At 53.8% G+C, this 19947-nt stretch carries 19 protein-coding genes; 7 read left to right on the forward strand and 12 right to left on the reverse strand.

From position 1 onward, the window contains the following. Nucleotides 1–3 precede the first annotated feature (3 nt). Genes D9597_RS02410 through ltnD form a run of 3 tightly spaced genes read right to left on the reverse strand, consistent with a single transcriptional unit; the run spans nt 4 to nt 2806 of the window. On the reverse strand, nt 4–642 hold the full coding sequence (locus tag D9597_RS02410) for an aldolase (protein WP_130221537.1): 639 nt from the start codon (nt 640–642) through the stop codon (nt 4–6). Further along, on the reverse strand, nt 639–1901 hold the full coding sequence (gene otnK / locus D9597_RS02415) for a 3-oxo-tetronate kinase (RefSeq protein ID WP_130221538.1): 1263 nt from the start codon (nt 1899–1901) through the stop codon (nt 639–641). Before otnK ends, D9597_RS02410 begins: the two co-directional genes overlap by 4 nt. Further along, nucleotides 1898–2806, reverse strand: a complete 909-nt coding sequence (ltnD, locus tag D9597_RS02420; RefSeq protein WP_130214469.1) for an L-threonate dehydrogenase — start codon at nt 2804–2806, stop codon at nt 1898–1900. Before ltnD ends, otnK begins: the two co-directional genes overlap by 4 nt. 195 nt (nt 2807–3001) lie before the next feature. Here ltnD and ygbI point away from each other — a divergent pair, with 195 nt between their 5' ends. Next, nucleotides 3002–3769 carry a DNA-binding transcriptional repressor YgbI gene (gene ygbI, locus D9597_RS02425; protein WP_130214467.1) on the forward strand — a complete coding sequence of 256 codons (768 nt, stop codon included), beginning with the start codon at nt 3002–3004 and terminating at the stop codon, nt 3767–3769. A gap of 50 nt (nt 3770–3819) precedes the next feature. Here ygbI and pphB read toward each other — a convergent pair whose 3' ends face one another. Both pphB and mutS read right to left on the reverse strand, forming a co-directional pair. Continuing rightward, a complete protein-coding gene (gene pphB / locus D9597_RS02430; protein ID WP_130221539.1) occupies nt 3820–4476 on the reverse strand; it encodes a protein-serine/threonine phosphatase in 657 nt (218 codons plus the stop codon). A gap of 105 nt (nt 4477–4581) precedes the next feature. Next, nucleotides 4582–7143, reverse strand: a complete 2562-nt coding sequence (gene mutS, locus D9597_RS02435) for a DNA mismatch repair protein MutS (protein ID WP_130221540.1) — start codon at nt 7141–7143, stop codon at nt 4582–4584. 286 nt (nt 7144–7429) lie between these two features. Between mutS and D9597_RS02445 the strand changes: the two genes are divergently transcribed. After that, complete coding sequence (locus D9597_RS02445; protein WP_021560470.1) at nt 7430–7774, forward strand: nitrous oxide-stimulated promoter family protein; 345 nt, start codon at nt 7430–7432, stop codon at nt 7772–7774. 40 nt (nt 7775–7814) lie between these two features. Here D9597_RS02445 and D9597_RS02450 read toward each other — a convergent pair whose 3' ends face one another. The 7 genes from D9597_RS02450 to hypA all read right to left on the reverse strand — a co-directional run bounded on the left by D9597_RS02450 (nt 7815) and on the right by hypA (nt 14055). Continuing rightward, the gene (locus D9597_RS02450; RefSeq protein ID WP_130221542.1) at nt 7815–8243 is read right to left on the reverse strand and encodes a TOBE domain-containing protein; all 429 of its coding nucleotides are present in this window, start codon (nt 8241–8243) and stop codon (nt 7815–7817) included. Between the two features lie 44 nt (nt 8244–8287). Next, the gene (gene flhA / locus D9597_RS02455; protein WP_130221543.1) at nt 8288–10366 is read right to left on the reverse strand and encodes a formate hydrogenlyase transcriptional activator FlhA; all 2079 of its coding nucleotides are present in this window, start codon (nt 10364–10366) and stop codon (nt 8288–8290) included. Nucleotides 10367–10437: 71 nt separating this feature from the next. After that, nucleotides 10438–11448, reverse strand: coding sequence for a hydrogenase maturation carbamoyl dehydratase HypE (gene hypE, locus D9597_RS02460; RefSeq protein ID WP_130207638.1), 1011 nt, complete (start codon nt 11446–11448; stop codon nt 10438–10440). After that, complete coding sequence (gene hypD / locus D9597_RS02465) at nt 11445–12566, reverse strand: hydrogenase formation protein HypD (RefSeq protein WP_130214459.1); 1122 nt, start codon at nt 12564–12566, stop codon at nt 11445–11447. The genes hypE and hypD overlap by 4 nt, the downstream gene beginning before the upstream one ends. After that, on the reverse strand, nt 12566–12838 hold the full coding sequence (gene hypC, locus D9597_RS02470; RefSeq protein ID WP_000334874.1) for a hydrogenase 3 maturation protein HypC: 273 nt from the start codon (nt 12836–12838) through the stop codon (nt 12566–12568). Before hypC ends, hypD begins: the two co-directional genes overlap by 1 nt. Further along, entirely contained in the window at nt 12829–13701 is an 873-nt protein-coding gene (hypB, locus tag D9597_RS02475) for a hydrogenase nickel incorporation protein HypB (protein WP_064528082.1), read from the reverse strand. The genes hypC and hypB overlap by 10 nt, the downstream gene beginning before the upstream one ends. A 3-nt stretch (nt 13702–13704) precedes the next feature. Further along, nucleotides 13705–14055, reverse strand: a complete 351-nt coding sequence (gene hypA, locus D9597_RS02480) for a hydrogenase maturation nickel metallochaperone HypA (protein WP_130207634.1) — start codon at nt 14053–14055, stop codon at nt 13705–13707. A 211-nt stretch (nt 14056–14266) separates the two neighbouring features. Between hypA and hycA the strand changes: the two genes are divergently transcribed. The 5 genes from hycA to hycE all read left to right on the forward strand — a co-directional run bounded on the left by hycA (nt 14267) and on the right by hycE (nt 19940). Then, complete coding sequence (hycA, locus tag D9597_RS02485) at nt 14267–14728, forward strand: formate hydrogenlyase regulator HycA (protein WP_130207632.1); 462 nt, start codon at nt 14267–14269, stop codon at nt 14726–14728. A gap of 124 nt (nt 14729–14852) precedes the next feature. Further along, entirely contained in the window at nt 14853–15464 is a 612-nt protein-coding gene (gene hycB / locus D9597_RS02490) for a formate hydrogenlyase subunit HycB (protein ID WP_059268566.1), read from the forward strand. Then, nucleotides 15461–17287, forward strand: a complete 1827-nt coding sequence (hycC, locus tag D9597_RS02495) for a formate hydrogenlyase subunit 3 (RefSeq protein WP_130221544.1) — start codon at nt 15461–15463, stop codon at nt 17285–17287. The genes hycB and hycC overlap by 4 nt, the downstream gene beginning before the upstream one ends. Nucleotides 17288–17289: 2 nt before the next feature. Next, nucleotides 17290–18213: a formate hydrogenlyase subunit HycD gene (gene hycD, locus D9597_RS02500; RefSeq protein ID WP_130221545.1), complete on the forward strand. Its 924-nt coding sequence runs from the start codon at nt 17290–17292 to the stop codon at nt 18211–18213. 17 nt (nt 18214–18230) lie between these two features. Then, on the forward strand, nt 18231–19940 hold the full coding sequence (gene hycE / locus D9597_RS02505; RefSeq protein ID WP_001288122.1) for a formate hydrogenlyase subunit HycE: 1710 nt from the start codon (nt 18231–18233) through the stop codon (nt 19938–19940). Nucleotides 19941–19947: the final 7 nt, after the last annotated feature.

The following is a 19947-nucleotide window of genomic DNA, read 5'->3' on the forward strand; positions in this document are numbered from 1 at the left end:
GCATTAACTCCTTAATTCCGCAATTTCACCTGCGGTCAGATAACGGATCGGGCGGTCACCGAGAATAAAAATCAGCTTTGCCGTTTCCTCCAGTTCTTCCATATTGTTGGCGGCTTCTTGCAGGCTTTCACCGCAAACGACTGGGCCATGATTTGCCAGTAAAAAAGCCTGATTATCTGCTGCTAGTTCCGCCAGATCCTGCGCGATGCGTTTATCGCCCGGGCGGTAATAGGGCACTAGTGGGACGTTTCCCATCCGCATCACGACGTATGGCGTGAACGGGCGAATAACGTTATTGCTGTCCAACCCTTGCAGGCAGGACAACGCCGTCGACCATGTGCTATGCAAATGCACCACCGCTTTACAGCGCGGATTGTTGCGATACAGCGCCAGATGAAAGAGCACTTCTTTTGATGGTTTGTCACCACTTAGCCAATCACCATCAGCGGTAACTTTGGAAAGCCGCTGCGGATCGAGATTGCCCAGGCATGAACCTGTCGGTGTCGCCAGTAAATTCCCGTCAGGTAAAAGCAGCGAAAGATTGCCTGCCGAACCGGTGGCATAGCCGCGCTGAAAGAATGAACTGGCAATCCGCGTCATCTCTTCTCGCAAAGACTGCTCTGCTTTTGCGAAATCGCTCATGATAAAAACTCTCTCTGGGCTCGTGAAAAAAAGGCTTCATCGCCGAAGTTGCCGGATTTAAGGGCGAGTGAGACAGGTTTATCGAGCGCATTGACCCACGGCACGCCGGGAGAAATTGTTGGACCAATATGAAACCCTTTTATGTCCAGGCTCTGCGTGACTACGCCAGATGTTTCACCGCCTGCGACAATAAAGCGCGTCACTCCTTTCGCCGCTAACCGGGCAGCCAGTTGCGAAAACAACGCTTCTACCGCCTGACTGGCTTTTTGTGCGCCATATTGCTGTTGAATTGTTGCCAGTTCGTCAGTACTGGCGGTAGCAAAAACCAGAGGAGCAAGTTCACTTTCCTGACCCAGAACCCACTCCGCCAGTTCGTGTGCATAAGCGGCCAGAGTTTCCGTAGAGAGGCAACGAGCCACATCAACTTCACGAGCTGGAGCAATTTGGCGGTAATGTGCCACCTGGCGGTTGGTCATTTGTGAGCATGAACCGGAGAGCACTACGCCGCGCCCTGCGAGTGGACGCCCTGCTTCGCGAGCCTGGTTACCGTTTTCTTGCGCCCACTGCCGGGCCAGGCCAATAGCCAGACCAGAACCGCCTGTTACCAGTGGGGCATCGCGCAAAGCTTCTCCCTGAATTTCCAGATGGCGCTCGGTCAGTGCATCAAGCACCGCGTAGCGATAGCCCTCTTGCTGTAAACGGGCCAGTTCCTGACGAACGGCTTCCACACCTTGTTCGAAAACATGTGCCGAAACGACGCCGCAGCGACCTGTGGATTGTGCTTCAACCAGACGGGGAAGATAGCTGTCGGTCATGGGATTTACCGGATGATGGCGCATCCCGGATTCGGCCAGCAGTTGATTCATCACGAACAAATACCCCTGATAAACCGTGCGTCCATTGACCGGCAGAGCCGGAGAGAAGACCGAAAACGGCGTGTCGAGAGCATCCATTAATGCATCGGTAACCGGGCCGATATTACCTTTCGCCGTACTGTCGAAAGTGGAGCAGTATTTGAAATAGACCTGTTTGCAGCCTTGCTGTTGCAACCAGCGTAGAGCTGCCAGCGATTGCTGTGTAGCTTCAGCCACCGGACAGGAGCGTGTTTTCAGACTGATTACCAGCGCGTCGATTGCCTCCGGCATTTCACCTGTTGGAACACCGTTGATTTGTACCGTTGGTAGACCGTTTTCCATCAGAAAACTGGCGATATCCGTCGCGCCGGTAAAATCATCGGCGATAACGCCAATCTTGATCATGATTTCGCTCCCGGTAGGGTTATGCCAGAGAAAATCTTGATGACTGCGCTATCGTCTTCTTTCCCGTAACCCGCGTTGCTGGCGCTGGTGAACATATTCAATGCTGTCGAGGCCAATGGCAGCGGGAAGTGCAGGGCTTTGGCGGTATCGGCAACCAGACCAAGATCCTTAACAAAAATATCGACGGCTGAATGCGGGGTGTAATCGCCATCCACCACATGACGCATCCGGTTTTCGAACATCCAGGAATTTCCGGCGGCATTGGTCACGACGTCATACATGACATCCAGTGGGATTCCCGCACGGGCAGCAAGCGCCATCGCTTCGGCTCCGGCCGCAATATGCACGCCCGCTAACAGCTGGTGGATAATTTTTACGGTCGAACCTAGTCCCGGTTCTGCGCCAATGCGATAAACTTTTCCGGCAACGGCTTCCAGCACGGGAGCCAGGCGTTCAAAGGCAACATCGCTACCGGAGGCCATGACGGTCATTTCACCGTTAGCAGCTTTTACCGCACCACCAGAAACCGGCGCATCCAGCATTTCCAGATTGAACCCAGCTAAAGCGGTAGCAATTTCTTGCGCATCAGCACTGGCGATAGTGGAAGAAACCATTACTGCCGTACCGGGTTTCAGATGTTGTGCAACACCTTTTTCACCAAACAGCACCTGTTTAACCTGGGCCGCATTGACCACCAGCACCAGAAGAGCGTCCAGTTTTTCGGCAAACGTCGCGGCGTTATCAGAAACCCCGCAAGCACCAGCCTCTTTCAACGTAGCGCAGGCATTGCTGTTCAGGTCTGCGCCCCAGGTAGAAAGACCTGCGCGGACACATGACAGCGCCGCTCCCATTCCCATTGATCCCAAACCAACGATTCCGACATGAAACTCAGATCCCGTCTTCATCTGCTCTCCTTGTTAATTTAAGTGATATTTTGTTTGATATTGTGAATATAAGCGCCAGGAGATAACGATATGGTGAGCTGATTCACAAAAATTAACAATGTGTGTTATTTTATGTGAACTAAGCGATAGTTGCGCTGCGCATGTTTCGCAGGCAAATAGCGTAGAATGTCCGCAGGACAAAGGAAGGAGCAAAAGTTGATACCCGTAGAGCGTCGCCAAATCATCCTTGAGATGGTAGCTGAAAAAGGCATTGTCAGTATTGCTGAACTGACGGACAGAATGAATGTGTCACATATGACCATTCGTCGGGATTTACAAAAACTGGAGCAGCAGGGCGCCGTTGTGCTGGTGTCCGGAGGCGTTCAGTCTCCGGGACGCGTGGCGCATGAACCTTCTCATCAGGTAAAAACTGCGCTGGCAATGACGCAAAAAGCGGCGATTGGCAAGCTGGCGGCAAGTCTTGTTCAGCCGGGAAGTTGTATCTATCTGGATGCGGGAACGACCACGTTAGCGATAGCACAGCATCTGATTCACATGGAGCCACTCACAGTGGTTACTAACGACTTCGTTATTGCGGACTACTTGCTCGACAACAGTAATTGCACAATTATTCACACTGGCGGTGCAGTGTGTCGGGAAAACCGTTCCTGTGTCGGGGAAGCCGCTGCGACCATGCTGCGCAGCCTGATGATTGATCAGGCTTTTATTTCTGCATCGTCATGGAGTGTGCGGGGGATCTCTACGCCAGCAGAAGATAAAGTCACGGTGAAACGGGCGATTGCCAGTGCCAGCCGCCAGCGAGTTTTGGTCTGTGATGCGACGAAATATGGTCAGGTGGCGACATGGCTGGCGTTACCATTAAGCGAGTTTGATCAGATCATTACTGACGACGGTCTGCCGGAGAGTGCCAGTCGCGCGCTGGCGAAGCAGGATCTCTCTTTGCTGGTAGCGAAAAATGAATAATGGCCTGCAATAACACCGGGTTACTCATGCTTCACAGAAGAAGCATGAGACTACTTTATTTTATAAAATGACAGGTGTCCGCTTTTCGGCGATCCGGTATCAATGTAAATCTGGTTAGCGAACGTCTGAATGTTATCAAACATCATATGTCCAAATATAAAATAATCAGCGCCGTTTATTTCTTGTAACTCGCCATTAAGCGATTTCTGCACACGTTCAACAGGCCAGAGTAATTCACTTTCCGCTATTTCTTTACCAAAGAGATATTCATCACCCGGATAATCCGCATGTGCGATGACATATTTTATTATGTCGTTAGTGATTTCAATAATATGCGGAAGGTGATGAAATTTCAGTAACAGATCTATTGCCTCTTGTTGCTCTGAATCATTTAAATCAAAAAACCAGTCGCCGCCGCTGGCTAACCACATATTACCATCACCTGTAGCGAACGCATCAAGCGCCATCGCTTCGTGGTTGCCTTTTACGGTGGTAAACCAGGGCTGGTTTAACATGCGCAGCACATTAAGACTCTCAGGCCCACGATCAATGTTATCGCCTGTGGAAATAAGCAAGTCAGTTTCGGGACAAAAAGATAATTGATGTAAACGGGATTGTAATAATTGATAATCCCCATGAATATCACCAACGGCCCATATATGGCGATAGTGATGGGCATTGATTTTTTGATAGCGTGTAGATGGCATGGTTTTACCCTGTAAAATAATATCTACTATTATACAGGGTATTTTTATTTGATTCGTCAGTTGTCGTTAATACTCCCGATAGCAAAAGACTATCGGGAATTGTTATTACACCAGACTCTTCAAGCGATAAATCCATTCCAGCGCCTGACGCGGAGTCAGTGAATCCGGGTCGAGATTTTCCAGAGCTTCGACCGCTGGCGAGGTTTCTTCCGGTACTGACAGCAAAGACATTTGCGTACCATCTACCTGCGTCGCGGCGGCGTTCGGCGAAATACTTTCCAGCTCACGCAGTTTTTGCCGTGCGCGCTTAATAACCTCTTTTGGCACGCCCGCCAGAGCAGCAACCGCCAGGCCGTAGCTTTTGCTCGCCGCGCCGTCCTGCACGCTGTGCATAAAGGCGATGGTGTCGCCGTGCTCCAGCGCATCGAGATGCACGTTGGCGACGCCTTCCATTTTCTCCGGTAGCTGGGTCAGCTCGAAATAGTGGGTGGCAAACAGCGTCAATGCCTTAATCTTATTCGCCAGATTTTCCGCGCACGCCCATGCCAGCGACAGACCATCGTAAGTGGACGTCCCGCGCCCGATCTCATCCATCAACACCAGACTGTACTCGGTGGCGTTATGCAGAATATTAGCGGTTTCGGTCATCTCCACCATAAAGGTTGAACGCCCGGATGCCAGATCGTCTGCCGCGCCCACACGGGTAAAGATACGGTCAATCGGGCCAATCTCGACTTTTTGTGCCGGTACATAGCTGCCGATATAGGCCATCAGCGCAATCAGTGCGGTCTGGCGCATATAGGTACTTTTACCGCCCATGTTCGGACCGGTAATAATCAACATCCGACGCTGTGGCGACAGGTTCAGCGGGTTAGCGATAAACGGCTCATTCAGTACCTGTTCAACCACCGGATGGCGGCCTTCGGTAATGCGAATGCCCGGTTTATCAATGAAGGTCGGGCAGGTGTAGTTCAGGGTATAGGCCCGTTCCGCCAGGTTCACCAGCACGTCGAGTTCCGCCAGCGCGCTCGCGCTCTGTTGCAGCGCTTCCAGATGCGGCAACAGCAGGTCGAACAACTCTTCATAAAGCTGTTTTTCCAGTGCCAGTGCTTTGCCTTTTGAGGTGAGAACTTTATCTTCGTACTCTTTCAGCTCTGGAATAATGTAACGTTCAGCGTTTTTCAGCGTCTGGCGACGCATGTAGTTGATTGGTGCCAGATGGCTTTGTCCACGGCTGATCTGAATGTAATAACCATGAACCGCGTTAAAGCCAACTTTTAGCGTGTCCAGGCCGGTACGTTCACGCTCGCGGACTTCCAGACGCTCCAGATAATCGGTCGCGCCGTCAGCCAGCGCCCGCCACTCATCCAGCTCTTCGTTATAGCCCGGTGCGATAACACCGCCGTCGCGTACCAGCACTGGCGGTGTGTCGATGATTGCCCGCTCCAGCAGATCGCGCAGCTCGGCAAACTCGCCCATCTTCTCACGCAGCGCCTGTACCGGTGCACTATCGACAGTTTCTAACTGCGCGCGCAGTTCCGGCAGTTGTTGGAAAGCGTGACGCATACGGGCCAGATCGCGCGGGCGAGCGGTACGCAACGCCAGACGTGCCAGAATACGCTCCAGGTCGCCCACCTGACGCAGCACAGGCTGTAACTCAGCGGTAAAATCCTGCAATGCGCCAATAGTTTGCTGGCGCTCTAGTAACACGCGGGTATCGCGCACTGGCATATGCAGCCAGCGTTTCAGCATACGGCTACCCATCGGCGTGACGGTGCAATCAAGCACAGAAGCCAGCGTATTTTCCGCACCGCCTGCCAGGTTCTGGGTAATTTCCAGATTACGGCGCGTCGCGGCATCCATAATGATGCTGTCCTGCTCACGTTCCATGGTGATAGAACGAATATGCGGCAGAGTCGTACGTTGGGTATCTTTCGCATACTGCAACAGGCAACCGGCAGCACAAAGCCCGCGTGGCGCGTTCTCGACGCCGAAACCAATCAGATCACGAGTGCCAAATTGCAGGTTCAACTGCTGGCGCGCGGTGTCGATTTCAAACTCCCACAGCGGGCGACGACGCAGGCCGCGACGACCTTCAATCAGCGACATCTCGGCGAAATCTTCTGCATACAGCAGTTCCGCCGGATTGGTGCGTTGCAACTCTGCCGCCATCGTTTCGCGGTCAGCCGGTTCGCTCAGACGAAAACGACCGGAACTGATATCCAGCGTCGCGTAGCCGAAACCTTTGCTGTCCTGCCAGATAGCCGCCAGCAGGTTATCCTGACGCTCCTGCAACAGGGCTTCATCGCTGATGGTGCCTGGCGTAACGATACGGACAACTTTGCGCTCAACCGGACCTTTGCTGGTCGCCGGGTCGCCAATCTGTTCGCATATAGCGACGGACTCGCCCTGATTCACCAGTTTGGCGAGATAGTTTTCCACTGCATGGTAGGGAATACCCGCCATCGGGATCGGCTCGCCCGCAGACGCGCCGCGTTTGGTCAGCGAAATATCCAGCAGCTGCGACGCCCGTTTTGCGTCGTCATAAAACAGCTCGTAAAAGTCACCCATCCGGTAGAACAGCAGGATCTCCGGATGCTGGGCTTTCAGCTTGAGATACTGCTGCATCATTGGTGTATGGGCATCGAAATTTTCTATTACACTCATGGAAATAGATCCGGTTCCCTGATGTTAAATGTAGTGTGATGGTTTTTATTTTCGTTGTAATCACATAAGGCGCACATGATACCGGAGTTAATCATTTCAGGGGAAGACGCGAAAGGTCAGTTCTTGATGCCGGTTCCGCGAAAAATGCTGCTTTGCAGCTTTTGCGTGATGACTATGAAACAAGATCGCAAAATTACATCGGTTGAAGAAACCTCCTCCTTCAGAGCCATAGTCCCCTTTAAAATTAAGTTGTAATATAAATGCACCTTAAGAGTATGGAGGCAGCATGTCCGGCAAGCGTATCTCTCGTGAAAAACTGACGATTAAAAAAATGATCGATCTTTATCAAGCGAAATGCCCGCAGGCGTCAGCGGAGCCGGAGCATTACGAGGCGTTGTTTGCTTACGCGCAAAAGCGGCTGGATAAATGTGTGTTTGGCGAAGAGAAACCTGCCTGTAAACAGTGTCCGGTGCACTGTTACCAGCCTGCGAAGCGTGAAGAGATGAAGCAGATTATGCGGTGGGCGGGGCCGAGAATGCTGTGGCGTCATCCGATCTTAACCGTGCGTCATCTGATTGATGATAAACGTCCAGTGCCAGAACTGCCGGAAAAATATCGCCGGAAGAAATAAATTTGCCGGAGGAATTTATTCTCTCCGGCAAATACGGCGCTTACGCTTTGGTCGCAATCAGGATTGCTGATGCCTTGATCAATGCAATAACGCGCGATCCTGTGGTGAGTTTCATTTCATCCTGGCTTTCATTGGTTACCACAGCCACAATTTCAAAACCCGCATCTGTTTTGATATGGACAGTGGCATTCACTGCGCCTTCGGTGATTTTCGACACGCTGCCAGCAAACTGGTTGCGAGCGGAGAATTTCAGTCCACAGTCTTCCGTTGCCAGCGTTACCCACGGGGCTTTAATCAGGGCAATCGCTTCTTTCCCTTTTGCCAGCCCCAGGGCTTGCTGGCTACTGTGTGTAACAATTGCCACCAGCTTTGCACCACCTGCCAGCGTCAGTTCTACTTCATCATTCACCGCGCCCATTGCGACTGCGCTAACTGTTCCGGTTAATTGATTTCTTGCTGAAACTGCCATACTGCCTCCTTTCATTGAATGTTGATCGAGTATAACCACATCTGTTAAACCAATGCCGCTTTATCTATCCCCAGCCGCTTCATCCGTGACAGCAGAGTGGTGCGTTTTAACCCCAGACGTTGTGCAGCGCCTTTTGGCCCGGCAACCACGCCGTTCGTCTCTTTTAATACGCGGACAATCAGTTGATATTCATCCTCGCCTTCCTGGGCGACGACCGTCGCGGTCGGTGGTGTTTCAGGTTCTGACAGAGGGATATCTGGTAAAGAGAGTTGTAGAACGTTACCGCGAGTCAGCAACACCGCGCGCTCAATGACGTTTTCCAGTTCGCGCACGTTACCTGGCCATTCCATATTGCTCAATGCGCGTAGAGTCTCGGCAGGAATGCTGTCAATATTACGACCCAGGCGGCGGGCAATTTTAAATGTAAAGGCTTTAGCCAGCAGCGGAATATCTTCCGGGCGCTCGCGCAGCGGCGGCAGATGAATCGGGAAGACGTTCAGGCGGTAGTAGAGATCGCTACGGAACTCGCGGTCGGCGACCATTTTTTTCAGATCGCGGTTAGTCGCGGCGATTAAACGCACGTCCGTCTGAATGATTTTATTGCTCCCGAGGCGTTCAAACTCCTGTTCCTGCAATACGCGCAGCAACTTCGGCTGTAACTCCAGCGGCATATCGCCCACTTCATCGAGGAACAGCGAGCTTTTATCCGCCAGTTCAAAACGACCAATGCGCTGAGCGCTGGCACCAGTAAAGGCACCACGCTCATGACCAAACAGGTCACTTTCCAGTAATCCCGCAGGCATGGCGGCGCAGTTCATCTTCACCATTCGCCGACCATTGCGGTTGCTAAGATTGTGGATCGCGCGGGCAATCAGTTCCTTACCCGTCCCCGTTTCACCGAGAATGAGTACGGTACTGTCGCTTTGCGCTACCATCTCAACCTGCTTGAGCACGCTATACATGGCTTCGCTGCGACCAATAATCTCGCCAAATTCGCTATCCACATTATTGAGCTGTTCGGTCAGAGCAAGGTTTTCGTCAACCAGGCGCTCTTTCAGACGGTGGATTTCCTGATAGGCGAGGGCGTTATCCACGGCAATCGCCACACGTTCCGCAATCTGGCGCAGCAAACTCAGGTTAGTGGTGGTAAAGGTTTTCTCTTCGCACTGCGCCAGTTTCAGCACGCCCAGCATGGTGTTGCCAGACATCAATGGTAGCAGGCACAGCGTCTGGATCTGGTTGCCCCAGGTGTCGAACAACATGCGTTCGTAGGGGGCTAAATCGTCTCGCTCGTGGAGATTAAGCAGCAGCATCTCTTTGCTTTTAAATACGCGCTCAGTGAGGGTTCCCGCCTCATCAACTTCACTCTGTTCGTGAGTGGGATGCTGTTTATCGAGATAGTGAGTAGAGTAAACGTTGAGTTTGTTTTTGCGGTGGCTGCGTAAAACGATGCTGATATCGTCGATATCGAAGTAGTAGTGGATTTCTTTAGCCACTTCGCTGACCAGCTCGTCCATGTCCAGGCGAGAAAGTACCGCGTTGGTGATGGCAACCAGGATGCGGAAGTTATCCCGTTCCCGGCATAGCAGTTCGTAGTCGACATTGTTGATGACGCGGCTCTGAATTTGCTCGCTGACAACAGAAACAATCTGCGTAAATGTTTGCAGTCGATTGAACTCTTTTTCGCTCCACGGGCGATCGTCATAACGAATAAATTCACAACCGCCAAAAATATGTCCTTCCGCGGCCTGCGGCATCAGGCAATAGTGACCAAATTTGGGGTATAGCCCACTCGTAGCCAGTTGCGGCCAGGTGTCACAAAATTCTTCGTAGCTGCAGTGCAGTGTGTCAGGGCGCGATAAAATGCTGCGCACCGGACCATGTGCCAGAATGGTTTCGTCTTCGTATTTAATGGGATTGTCTTTGTCACGCGACGCGTAATAAGTCGCACGTTGAGTCTGCGCTTGCCACAACACAATAGCTGCGTTGTCGGCGAGCGCAGAACGCTTTACCAGTTGCGAAAGAGCCTCACACAGCGAGGCCAGATCGGGCTGCTGCAATAGTGTCCGAGTGATGTCGAACAACCCTTGTTGCCCGAGATCACTCATCGGTGTATACGACATGTTGTTCTTCCAGGAAAGCACCGCTAAGCGGTGCAAAAGGTAAATGACAAATTCCAGGGGCTAGATTTTTATTAGCATATACGAGGTAGCGGTTCGGCGTGTGGTAGATCGAGAGTTCGTTTCACGCCATAAAGCCCAGCGAGACGAACACCTTTACGCTCAACCACTTCGCCAATTAATGCCGCATCTTGTCCCAGTGGGTGGGAACGCAGCGCCGCCAGCACTTGCTCTGCCGCGTTACGCTCTACAGCAATCACCAGCTTACCTTCGTTGGCAAAGTTGAGGGCATCCAGGCCCAGCAATTCGCAAACGCCACGCACGGCAGGTTTAACCGGCAGCGCTGCTTCTGAAAGTTCAATACCGCAACCGCAGGCTGCCGCGAACTCATGAACTACCGCGTTCACTCCACCACGGGTAGCATCGCGCAGCGCTTTCACGCCGGGAATGTCGCGCAGCGTCTGAATCAGCGGCGTCAGTACCGCGCAATCGCTGACCAGTTCGCCGTCCAGCCCCAGCTGCTCGCGCAGGTTAAGGATAGTTGCTCCGTGGTCGCCGAGCGTACCGCTAACCAGCAGAACATCGCCTGCGGTGAGAGTTTGTGCTCCCCAGTGAATATTCGCCGGAATTGCGCCCATGCCTGCGGTGTTGATAAACAGTTTATCTGCCGCCCCACGCTGTACCACTTTAGTATCGCCAGTGACGATGGCGATTCCTGCCGCGCGGGCGGTTTCTGCCATGCTGGTCACTACCGCTTTCAGCGTCTCCATCGGCAATCCTTCTTCGAGGATAAATCCACAGGAGAGATAACGTGGGATAGCGCCGCTGACCGCAACGTCATTGGCCGTGCCGCAAATCGCCAGCTTGCCGATATTACCGCCAGGGAAGAACAGCGGGTCGATGACGTAGCTGTCAGTGGAGAAGGCCAGACGATCGCCTTCTGCCATTAATTGCGCCAGGTCAAGACGAGCCTGATCTTCCTGTTCTGCCAGCCACGGATTAGCAAACGCCTCCATAAACAGGCTATTGATTAATTGCTGCATCGCCTGGCCGCCGCTGCCGTGGGCGAGTTGGATATTATTCACACTTCACTCTCCTGCTGACGATACTGATACCATGCGGCACATGCTCCTTCGGAGGAAACCATAAGTGCGCCGAACGCGGTTTGAGGATTACAGGTGTTACCAAACAGCGGGCATTGATGCGGCTTACATTTGCCGGTCAATACTTCACCACAACGTGCGCGCGGGTCATCGCAAACCTGCTGCGGTGCCGGGCGGAAATGTGCTTCGGCATCGAATCGTTGATAATCCGGCGTCAGGTGCACACCAGAAGATTCAATCACGCCTAAGCCGCGCCATTCGCTGTCGCCATTGACGCAGAAGACGTCAGCAATCGCCTGTTGTGCCAGCAAATTACCCGCATCTGGCACCACTCGCCGGTACTGATTCTCTACCTTGCTGTGGGCCGCTATTTTCTGCTCTACCAGCATCACCACGCCTTGCAGTAGATCAAGTGGTTCGAAACCAGCGACCACCAGCGGGCGATGAAAATCGCTGGCGATAAAATTATAGGCGTCGGTGCCAATTACCATACTGACGTGGCCCGGCGCGAGGAACGCGTCGATGCCATTGTCCGGCTGTTCCAGCAAACTGCGCAGCGTGGGGATCAGCGTAATGTGCTGGCAGAAGAAGTAAAAATTCTGCACATTGCGGGCTTTTGCCTGTTGCAGCGTGATTGCGGTGGTCGGCATGGTGGTTTCAAACCCTAAGCCGAAGAACACCACTTTACGAGTTGGATTCTCCTGCGCCAGTTTCAACGCATCCATTGGCGAGTAGACGATGCGCACATCAGCACCGCGTGCTTTTGCCTGCAACAACGACCCCTGTTTCCCCGGTACGCGCATGGCGTCGCCAAAGGTACAGAAGATGACTTCCGGATGGCTGGCAATTTCCACGCAGGTGTCGATTCTGCCCATCGGCAGTACGCACACCGGGCAACCAGGTCCGTGGATAAACTCAACGTTTTCCGGCAGTAACTGGTCGAGGCCGAATTTAAAGATGGCGTGGGTATGACCGCCGCACACTTCCATAATCCGCAGAGGGCGTTCGGCGGTGTAAGAGAGATGTGAAGCACGTTCGCGCAGATGCTCAATTAACTGCATCACCTGTTCCGGCGCGCGATATTCATCAACAAAACGCATTATTTTTCCTCGCCATACAACAGCGCACCGACATCCGGCTCAACATCAAACATATTTTGTAAGGCGTCGAGAGTGTCGCGCGCTTCGGCTTCATTAATTACGCTCATGGCAAAGCCAACGTGAACCAGTACCCACTGGCCCACGCGTGGCTGACCGTTTTCATCGCAGCTGCCGACTAGCGTTAAATCGACATCGCGCTGAATGCCGCAGACGTCGACTTTCGCCAGGTTGCCGTCAATGGTGCGAATCTGGCCAGGAACGCCTATGCACATCGCTGTGCCTCCAGCCAGTTCAGCCACTGGTCCATCCCTTCGCCGCTGGTGGCGGAAATAAGGATGATTTCAATTTCTGGATTGACTTCGCGGGCGCAGGCGATGCACTTCTCAACGTCGAAATTGAGATACGGCAGCAAGTCAACTTTGTTGAGCAGCATCAGCGAGGCGGCGGCAAACATATGCGGATATTTCAGCGGTTTGTCTTCACCTTCGGTAACGGAAAGCACCGCCACTTTGTGTTTTTCACCGAGATCGAAGCTGGCCGGGCATACCAGGTTGCCAACGTTTTCGATAAACAGAATACCGTTATCGTCCAGTGGCAGGCGCGGTGCGGCATCAGCGATCATCTGGGCATCAAGATGGCAGCCTTTACCGGTATTCACTTGAATCGCTGGTGTGCCGGTAGCGCGAATGCGGGCGGCATCGTTCACAGTTTGCTGGTCGCCTTCAATCACCGCACACGGAACGCTATCTTTCAGGCGCATTAAAGTTTCCGTCAGCAGGGTGGTTTTACCGGAACCAGGGCTGGAAACCAGGTTGAGTACCAACTGATTGCGGGCAGCAAAGCGCGCGCGGTTGCGTTCAGCCAGACGGTTGTTTTTGTCCAGTACGTCAATTTCGACTTCCAGCATCCGACGCTGGCTCATACCTGGCGCATGAGTGCCCGCTTCGCCGTGACCATAATGCAGGTCGCCTTCTTCGGTCTGGCTCGGGGTAAATTCAGGCGCTTTAATGCCGGTGATTTTCATCTTCGGCCGTGCCGCCGGGGCAAATGGCGCGCTACGAAACGCGGAATGAGGGTTATGTTCATCACCCTCGATATACAGGTTGCCTTCACCGCAACCGCATGTTGTACACATCGCTCACTCCTGGTCTATTTCTATCCGCCGAATCTGTAAACCGTCGTCTGCCACAATGCGCAGCATGTCGCCATGACACTGTGGACAGCGGCGGACGCGCTGGGTCAGTAGCGTCACATACTGCTGGCATGTTTCACACCAGCACTCGGCCTCTTGTTCTTCGAGGTGCAGTTTACAACCTTCTGCCACGCTGCCGCGGCAAACCAGATCAAAACAAAAGGCAAGAGAGCTGGTTTCGACACAAGAAAATGCGCCAATTTTGAGCCAGACCGCAGTTACGCGTTTTGCGCCGTGCTGTATGGCCTGCTGTTCGATCAATTCCAGTGCCCGCTGGCAGAGGGTTATTTCGTGCATATCGCCTCCCATTAACTGTTGCCCGTGACAAGCAATAATTATGCCAGTGTTGATTATCCCTGATGTGAACAATGTCGATGATGTCGAAATGACACGTCGTCATGGCGTCGAAAGTCGGTTGTCTTATGAAAAATATATAAATAACAATGAGATAAAAATTGGCACAAAAAATGCTTAAGGCAGGCATCTCTGTTAAACGGGTAACCTGACAATGACTATTTGGGAAATAAGCGAGAAAGCCGATTACATCGCACAGCGGCATCGTCGCCTACAGGACCAGTGGCATATCTACTGCAATTCGCTGGTTCAGGGGATCACGTTATCAAAAGCGCGTCTGCACCACGCCATGAGTTGCGCGCCAGATAAAGAACTCTGTTTCGTACTTTTTGAACATTTTCGCATCTACGTCACCCTGGCGGATGGTTTTAACAGCCACACCATCGAGTACTACGTCGAAACGAAAGACGGCGAAGACAAGCAGCTGATTGCACAGGCTCAGTTAAGCATTGACGGCATGATTGATGGCAAGGTCAACATCCGCAATCGCGAACAGGTTCTGGAACACTATCTCGAAAAAATCGCTGGTGTTTACGACAACTTATACACCGCCATTGAGAACAACACGCCGGTGAATTTAAGCCAACTGGTAAAGGGACAAAGCTCAGCAGCATGAGCTGAGGCTTTGTCCGGTTTGCAGGCATCATGCCTGTTTGGGGATGGGCGTGTCGATGAGTGTCGAAAATGACATTTCATCGGCATGTTTTCGTCAAAAATGACAATCACCTGAGGAATGCCCGGTGAATCGTTTTGTAATTGCTGACTCCACGCTCTGTATCGGCTGCCACACCTGTGAGGCCGCCTGTTCAGAGACGCATCGCCAGCACGGCCTTCAGTCTATGCCGCGCCTGAGAGTGATGCTAAATGATAAAGAATCTGCGCCGCAGCTCTGTCACCACTGTGAAGATGCACCCTGCGCGGTGGTCTGCCCGGTTAACGCCATCACCCGCGTTGATGGGGCCGTGCAGCTGAATGAAAGCCTGTGCGTAAGCTGCAAACTGTGCGGCATCGCCTGTCCGTTCGGCGCAATCGAATTTTCCGGTAGCCGTCCGCTGGATATTCCTGCAAATGCCAATACCCCGAAAGCGCCACCGGCACCGCCTGCTCCGGCGCGTGTCAGCACATTGCTTGACTGGGTGCCGGGTATTCGCGCGATCGCCGTCAAATGTGACCTTTGTAGCTTTGATGAACAAGGTCCGGCCTGCGTGCGGATGTGCCCAACCAAAGCCCTGCATCTGGTGGATAACACCGATATCGCCCGCGTTAGCAAACGTAAGCGTGAGCTGACCTTTAACACGGACTTTGGCGATCTCACCTTGTTTCAGCAGGCTCAAAGTGGAGAGGCTAAATGAGCGCAATTTCCCTGATCAATAGTGGCGTGGCGTGGTTTGCCGCCGCCGCTGTTCTGGCATTTCTCTTTTCTTTTCATAAGGCACTAAGCGGCTGGATTGCCGGAATTGGTGGCGCAGTCGGTAGCCTGTACACGGCAGCAGCGGGCTTCATTGTGCTGACTGGCGCGGTCGGCGTGAGCGGTGCGCTGTCACTGGTAAGCTACGATGTGCAAATCTCTCCGCTTAATGCGATTTGGCTGATTACGCTCGGCCTGTGCGGTCTGTTTGTCAGCCTCTACAACATTGACTGGCATCGCCACGCGCAGGTGAAGTGCAACGGCTTGCAGATCAATATGTTGATGGCTGCCGCCGTCTGCGCCGTCATCGCCAGCAACCTCGGCATGTTCGTGGTAATGGCCGAAATCATGGCCCTGTGCGCGGTGTTCCTCACCAGCAACAGTAAAGAGGGCAAACTGTGGTTTGCGCTGGGGCGTCTTGGTACTTTGCTGCTGGCGATTGCCTGCTGGCTGGTCTGGCAGCGTTACGGCACGCTGGATCTGCGCCTGCTGGATATGCGTGTGCAGCAACTGCCGCTCGGTTCCGATATCTGGCTGCTCGGCGTGATTGGTTTTGGCCTGTTGGCCGGGATTATCCCGCTGCACGGCTGGGTGCCACAGGCACATGCTAACGCCTCTGCGCCAGCTGCCGCGCTGTTTTCTACGGTAGTCATGAAAATTGGCCTGCTGGGCATTTTAACCCTGTCGCTGCTGGGCGGTAACGCGCCGCTGTGGTGGGGGATCGCGCTGCTGGTGCTCGGCATGATCACCGCGTTCGTCGGCGGTCTGTATGCGTTGATGGAACACAATATCCAACGTCTGCTGGCTTACCACACCCTGGAGAATATCGGCATTATCCTGCTGGGGCTGGGAGCTGGCGTAACGGGTATCGCGCTCGAACAACCGGCGCTGATTGCTCTTGGCCTGGTCGGTGGTCTGTACCATCTGCTTAACCATAGCCTGTTCAAAAGCGTACTGTTCCTCGGGGCGGGGAGCGTCTGGTTCCGTACCGGTCATCGCGATATCGAAAAACTCGGTGGTATTGGCAAGAAAATGCCGGTTATCTCCATCGCCATGTTAGTCGGGCTGATGGCAATGGCTGCGCTGCCGCCGCTGAACGGTTTTGCCGGGGAATGGGTTATCTATCAATCCTTCTTCAAATTGAGCAATAGTGGCGCGTTTGTTGCCCGTCTGCTGGGGCCGCTGCTCGCTGTGGGTCTGGCAATTACCGGTGCGCTGGCGGTGATGTGTATGGCGAAAGTCTATGGCGTCACGTTCCTCGGTGCGCCGCGTACCAAAGAAGCCGAAAACGCCACCTGTGCGCCACTCCTGATGAGCGTAAGCGTAGTGGCACTGGCGATTTGCTGCGTAATTGGCGGTGTTGCTGCGCCGTGGCTGCTGCCGATGCTGTCTGCTGCTGTACCTCTGCCGCTGGAGCCTGCTAACACCACCGTTTCTCAACCAATGATCACGTTGCTGCTGATTGCCTGCCCGCTGCTGCCATTCATCATTATGGTGATTTGCAAAGGCGATCGTTTGCCGCCGCGTTCCCGCGGTGCGGCCTGGGTGTGCGGCTACGACCACGAAAAATCAATGGTGATTACCGCTCACGGTTTTGCCATGCCGGTTAAACAGGCGTTTGCGCCAGTGCTGAAACTGCGCAAATGGCTGAATCCGGTGTCGCTGGTGCCGGGCTGGCAGTGCGAAGGCAGTGCGTTGCTGTTCCGCCGGATGGCGCTGGTTGAACTGGCGGTACTGGTGGTGATTATTGTTTCACGAGGAGCCTGAGAATGAGTGTTTTATATCCGTTAATTCAGGCGCTGGTGTTATTTGCCGTTGCGCCGCTGCTCTCCGGTATAACCCGCGTGGCGCGCGCCCGCTTACATAACCGTCGCGGGCCGGGCGTGTTGCAGGAGTATCGCGACATTATCAAACTGCTGGGGCGTCAGAGCGTTGGCCCGGATGCCTCCGGCTGGGTGTTCCGCCTGACGCCGTATGTGATGGTGGGCGTCATGCTGACTATCGCTACTGCGCTGCCGGTGGTGACCGTCGGTTCTCCGCTGCCGCAACTGGGCGATTTGATCACTTTACTGTATCTCTTTGCCATCGCGCGTTTCTTCTTTGCCATTTCCGGTCTGGATACCGGTAGCCCGTTTACCGCTATCGGCGCGAGCCGTGAAGCGATGCTGGGTGTGCTGGTTGAGCCGATGCTGTTGCTTGGTCTGTGGGTTGCCGCACAGGTTGCCGGTTCCACCAACGTCAGCAACATCACCGACACCGTTTATCACTGGCCGCTGAGTCAGAGCATCCCGCTGGTGCTGGCGCTTTGTGCCTGTGCGTTCGCCACTTTTATCGAAATGGGCAAACTGCCGTTCGACCTGGCGGAAGCCGAGCAGGAGTTGCAGGAAGGCCCGCTCTCTGAATACAGCGGTAGCGGTTTTTGCGTAATGAAATGGGGTATCAGCCTGAAACAGCTGGTGGTGTTGCAGATGTTCGTCGGGGTGTTTATTCCGTGGGGACAAATGGAAACCTTCACCGCTGGTGGGCTGCTGCTGGCGCTGGTGATTGCCATCGTCAAACTGGTGGTCGGCGTACTGGTTATCGCGCTATTCGAAAACAGCATGGCCCGTCTGCGTCTTGATATTACTCCGCGCATTACCTGGGCTGGTTTTGGTTTTGCATTTTTAGCGTTCGTCTCCTTGCTGGCGGCGTGATTAAAGAGAGTTTGAGCATGTCTGAAGAAAAATTAGGTCAACATTATCTCGCCGCGCTGAATGAGGCATTTCCGGGCGTCGTGCTGGACCACGCCTGGCAGACCAAAGATCAGCTGACTGTCACCGTGAAGGTGAACTATCTGCCGGAAGTGGTGGAGTTCCTCTACTACAAACAGGGCGGCTGGCTGTCGGTGCTGTTTGGTAACGACGAACGCAAACTGAACGGTCATTACGCCGTTTACTACGTGCTGTCGATGGAGAAGGGCACCAAATGTTGGATTACGGTTCGCGTCGAAGTTGACGCCAACAAACCGGAGTATCCGTCCGTGACGCCACGCGTTCCGGCGGCGGTGTGGGGCGAGCGCGAAGTGCGCGATATGTACGGTTTGATTCCGGTTGGTTTACCTGATGAACGTCGTCTGGTGCTGCCGGATGACTGGCCGGATGAACTTTATCCGCTGCGTAAAGACAGCATGGATTATCGTCAGCGTCCGGCGCCGACCACCGATGCTGAAACCTACGAGTTCATCAACGAACTGGGCGACAAGAAAAACAACGTCGTGCCGATTGGTCCGCTGCACGTCACTTCCGACGAACCGGGTCACTTCCGTCTGTTCGTCGATGGCGAAAACATTATCGACGCCGACTACCGCCTGTTCTACGTCCATCGCGGCATGGAAAAACTGGCGGAAACCCGCATGGGTTACAACGAAGTGACCTTCCTCTCTGACCGTGTGTGCGGGATCTGCGGCTTTGCTCACAGCACCGCCTACACCACGTCGGTGGAAAACGCGATGGGTATTCAGGTGCCAGAACGCGCACAGATGATCCGCGCCATTCTGCTGGAGGTGGAACGCCTGCACTCGCATCTGCTCAACCTCGGCCTCGCCTGTCACTTTACCGGCTTCGACTCCGGCTTTATGCAGTTCTTCCGCGTGCGTGAAACCTCCATGAAAATGGCAGAGATCCTCACCGGTGCGCGTAAAACCTACGGCCTGAACCTGATCGGCGGGATTCGTCGCGATCTGCTGAAAGATGACATGATCCAGACCCGCCAGCTGGCGCAACAGATGCGTCGTGAAGTGCAGGAGCTGGTGGATGTGCTGCTGAGCACACCGAACATGGAACAGCGCACTGTCGGCATTGGTCGTCTGGACCCGGAAATCGCTCGCGACTTCAGTAACGTCGGCCCGATGGTCCGTGCCAGCGGTCACGCCCGCGATACCCGCGCCGATCATCCGTTTGTTGGTTATGGCCTGCTGCCAATGGAAGTGCACAGCGAGCAGGGCTGCGACGTGATTTCCCGTCTGAAAGTGCGTATCAACGAAGTCTATACCGCGCTGAACATGATCGACTACGGTCTGGATAACCTGCCGGGCGGTCCGCTGATGGTGGAAGGCTTTACCTACATTCCGCACCGTTTCGCGCTGGGCTTTGCCGAAGCGCCGCGCGGCGACGATATCCACTGGAGCATGACCGGCGACAACCAGAAGCTGTACCGCTGGCGCTGCCGTGCCGCGACTTACGCGAACTGGCCGACCCTGCGCTACATGCTGCGTGGCAATACCGTTTCCGATGCGCCGCTGATTATCGGTAGCCTCGACCCTTGCTACTCCTGTACCGACCGCATGACCGTGGTCGATGTCCGTAAGAAGAAGAGCAAAGTGGTGCCGTATAAAGAACTCGAGCGCTACAGCATTGAGCGTAAAAACTCGCCGCTGAAATAAGGAATCG

The organism is Escherichia sp. E13S3 (assembly GCF_004212325.1).
Taxonomy (GTDB): Bacteria; Pseudomonadota; Gammaproteobacteria; order Enterobacterales; family Enterobacteriaceae; genus Escherichia.

Coding starts and splice junctions, on each gene's coding strand:
- D9597_RS02410 (WP_130221537.1), bottom strand. CDS start 642: ATGAGCGATTTCGCAAAAGCAGAGCAGTCTTTGCGAGAAGAGATGACG.
- otnK (WP_130221538.1), bottom strand. CDS start 1,901: ATGATCAAGATTGGCGTTATCGCCGATGATTTTACCGGCGCGACGGAT.
- ltnD (WP_130214469.1), bottom strand. CDS start 2,806: ATGAAGACGGGATCTGAGTTTCATGTCGGAATCGTTGGTTTGGGATCA.
- pphB (WP_130221539.1), bottom strand. CDS start 4,476: ATGCCATCTACACGCTATCAAAAAATCAATGCCCATCACTATCGCCAT.
- mutS (WP_130221540.1), bottom strand. CDS start 7,143: ATGAGTGTAATAGAAAATTTCGATGCCCATACACCAATGATGCAGCAG.
- D9597_RS02445 (WP_021560470.1), top strand. CDS start 7,430: ATGTCCGGCAAGCGTATCTCTCGTGAAAAACTGACGATTAAAAAAATG.
- D9597_RS02450 (WP_130221542.1), bottom strand. CDS start 8,243: ATGGCAGTTTCAGCAAGAAATCAATTAACCGGAACAGTTAGCGCAGTC.
- flhA (WP_130221543.1), bottom strand. CDS start 10,366: ATGTCGTATACACCGATGAGTGATCTCGGGCAACAAGGGTTGTTCGAC.
- hypD (WP_130214459.1), bottom strand. CDS start 12,566: ATGCGTTTTGTTGATGAATATCGCGCGCCGGAACAGGTGATGCAGTTA.
- hypC (WP_000334874.1), bottom strand. CDS start 12,838: ATGTGCATAGGCGTTCCTGGCCAGATTCGCACCATTGACGGCAACCTG.
- hypB (WP_064528082.1), bottom strand. CDS start 13,701: ATGTGTACAACATGCGGTTGCGGTGAAGGCAACCTGTATATCGAGGGT.
- hypA (WP_130207634.1), bottom strand. CDS start 14,055: ATGCACGAAATAACCCTCTGCCAGCGGGCACTGGAATTGATCGAACAG.
- hycA (WP_130207632.1), top strand. CDS start 14,267: ATGACTATTTGGGAAATAAGCGAGAAAGCCGATTACATCGCACAGCGG.
- hycC (WP_130221544.1), top strand. CDS start 15,461: ATGAGCGCAATTTCCCTGATCAATAGTGGCGTGGCGTGGTTTGCCGCC.
- hycD (WP_130221545.1), top strand. CDS start 17,290: ATGAGTGTTTTATATCCGTTAATTCAGGCGCTGGTGTTATTTGCCGTT.
- hycE (WP_001288122.1), top strand. CDS start 18,231: ATGTCTGAAGAAAAATTAGGTCAACATTATCTCGCCGCGCTGAATGAG.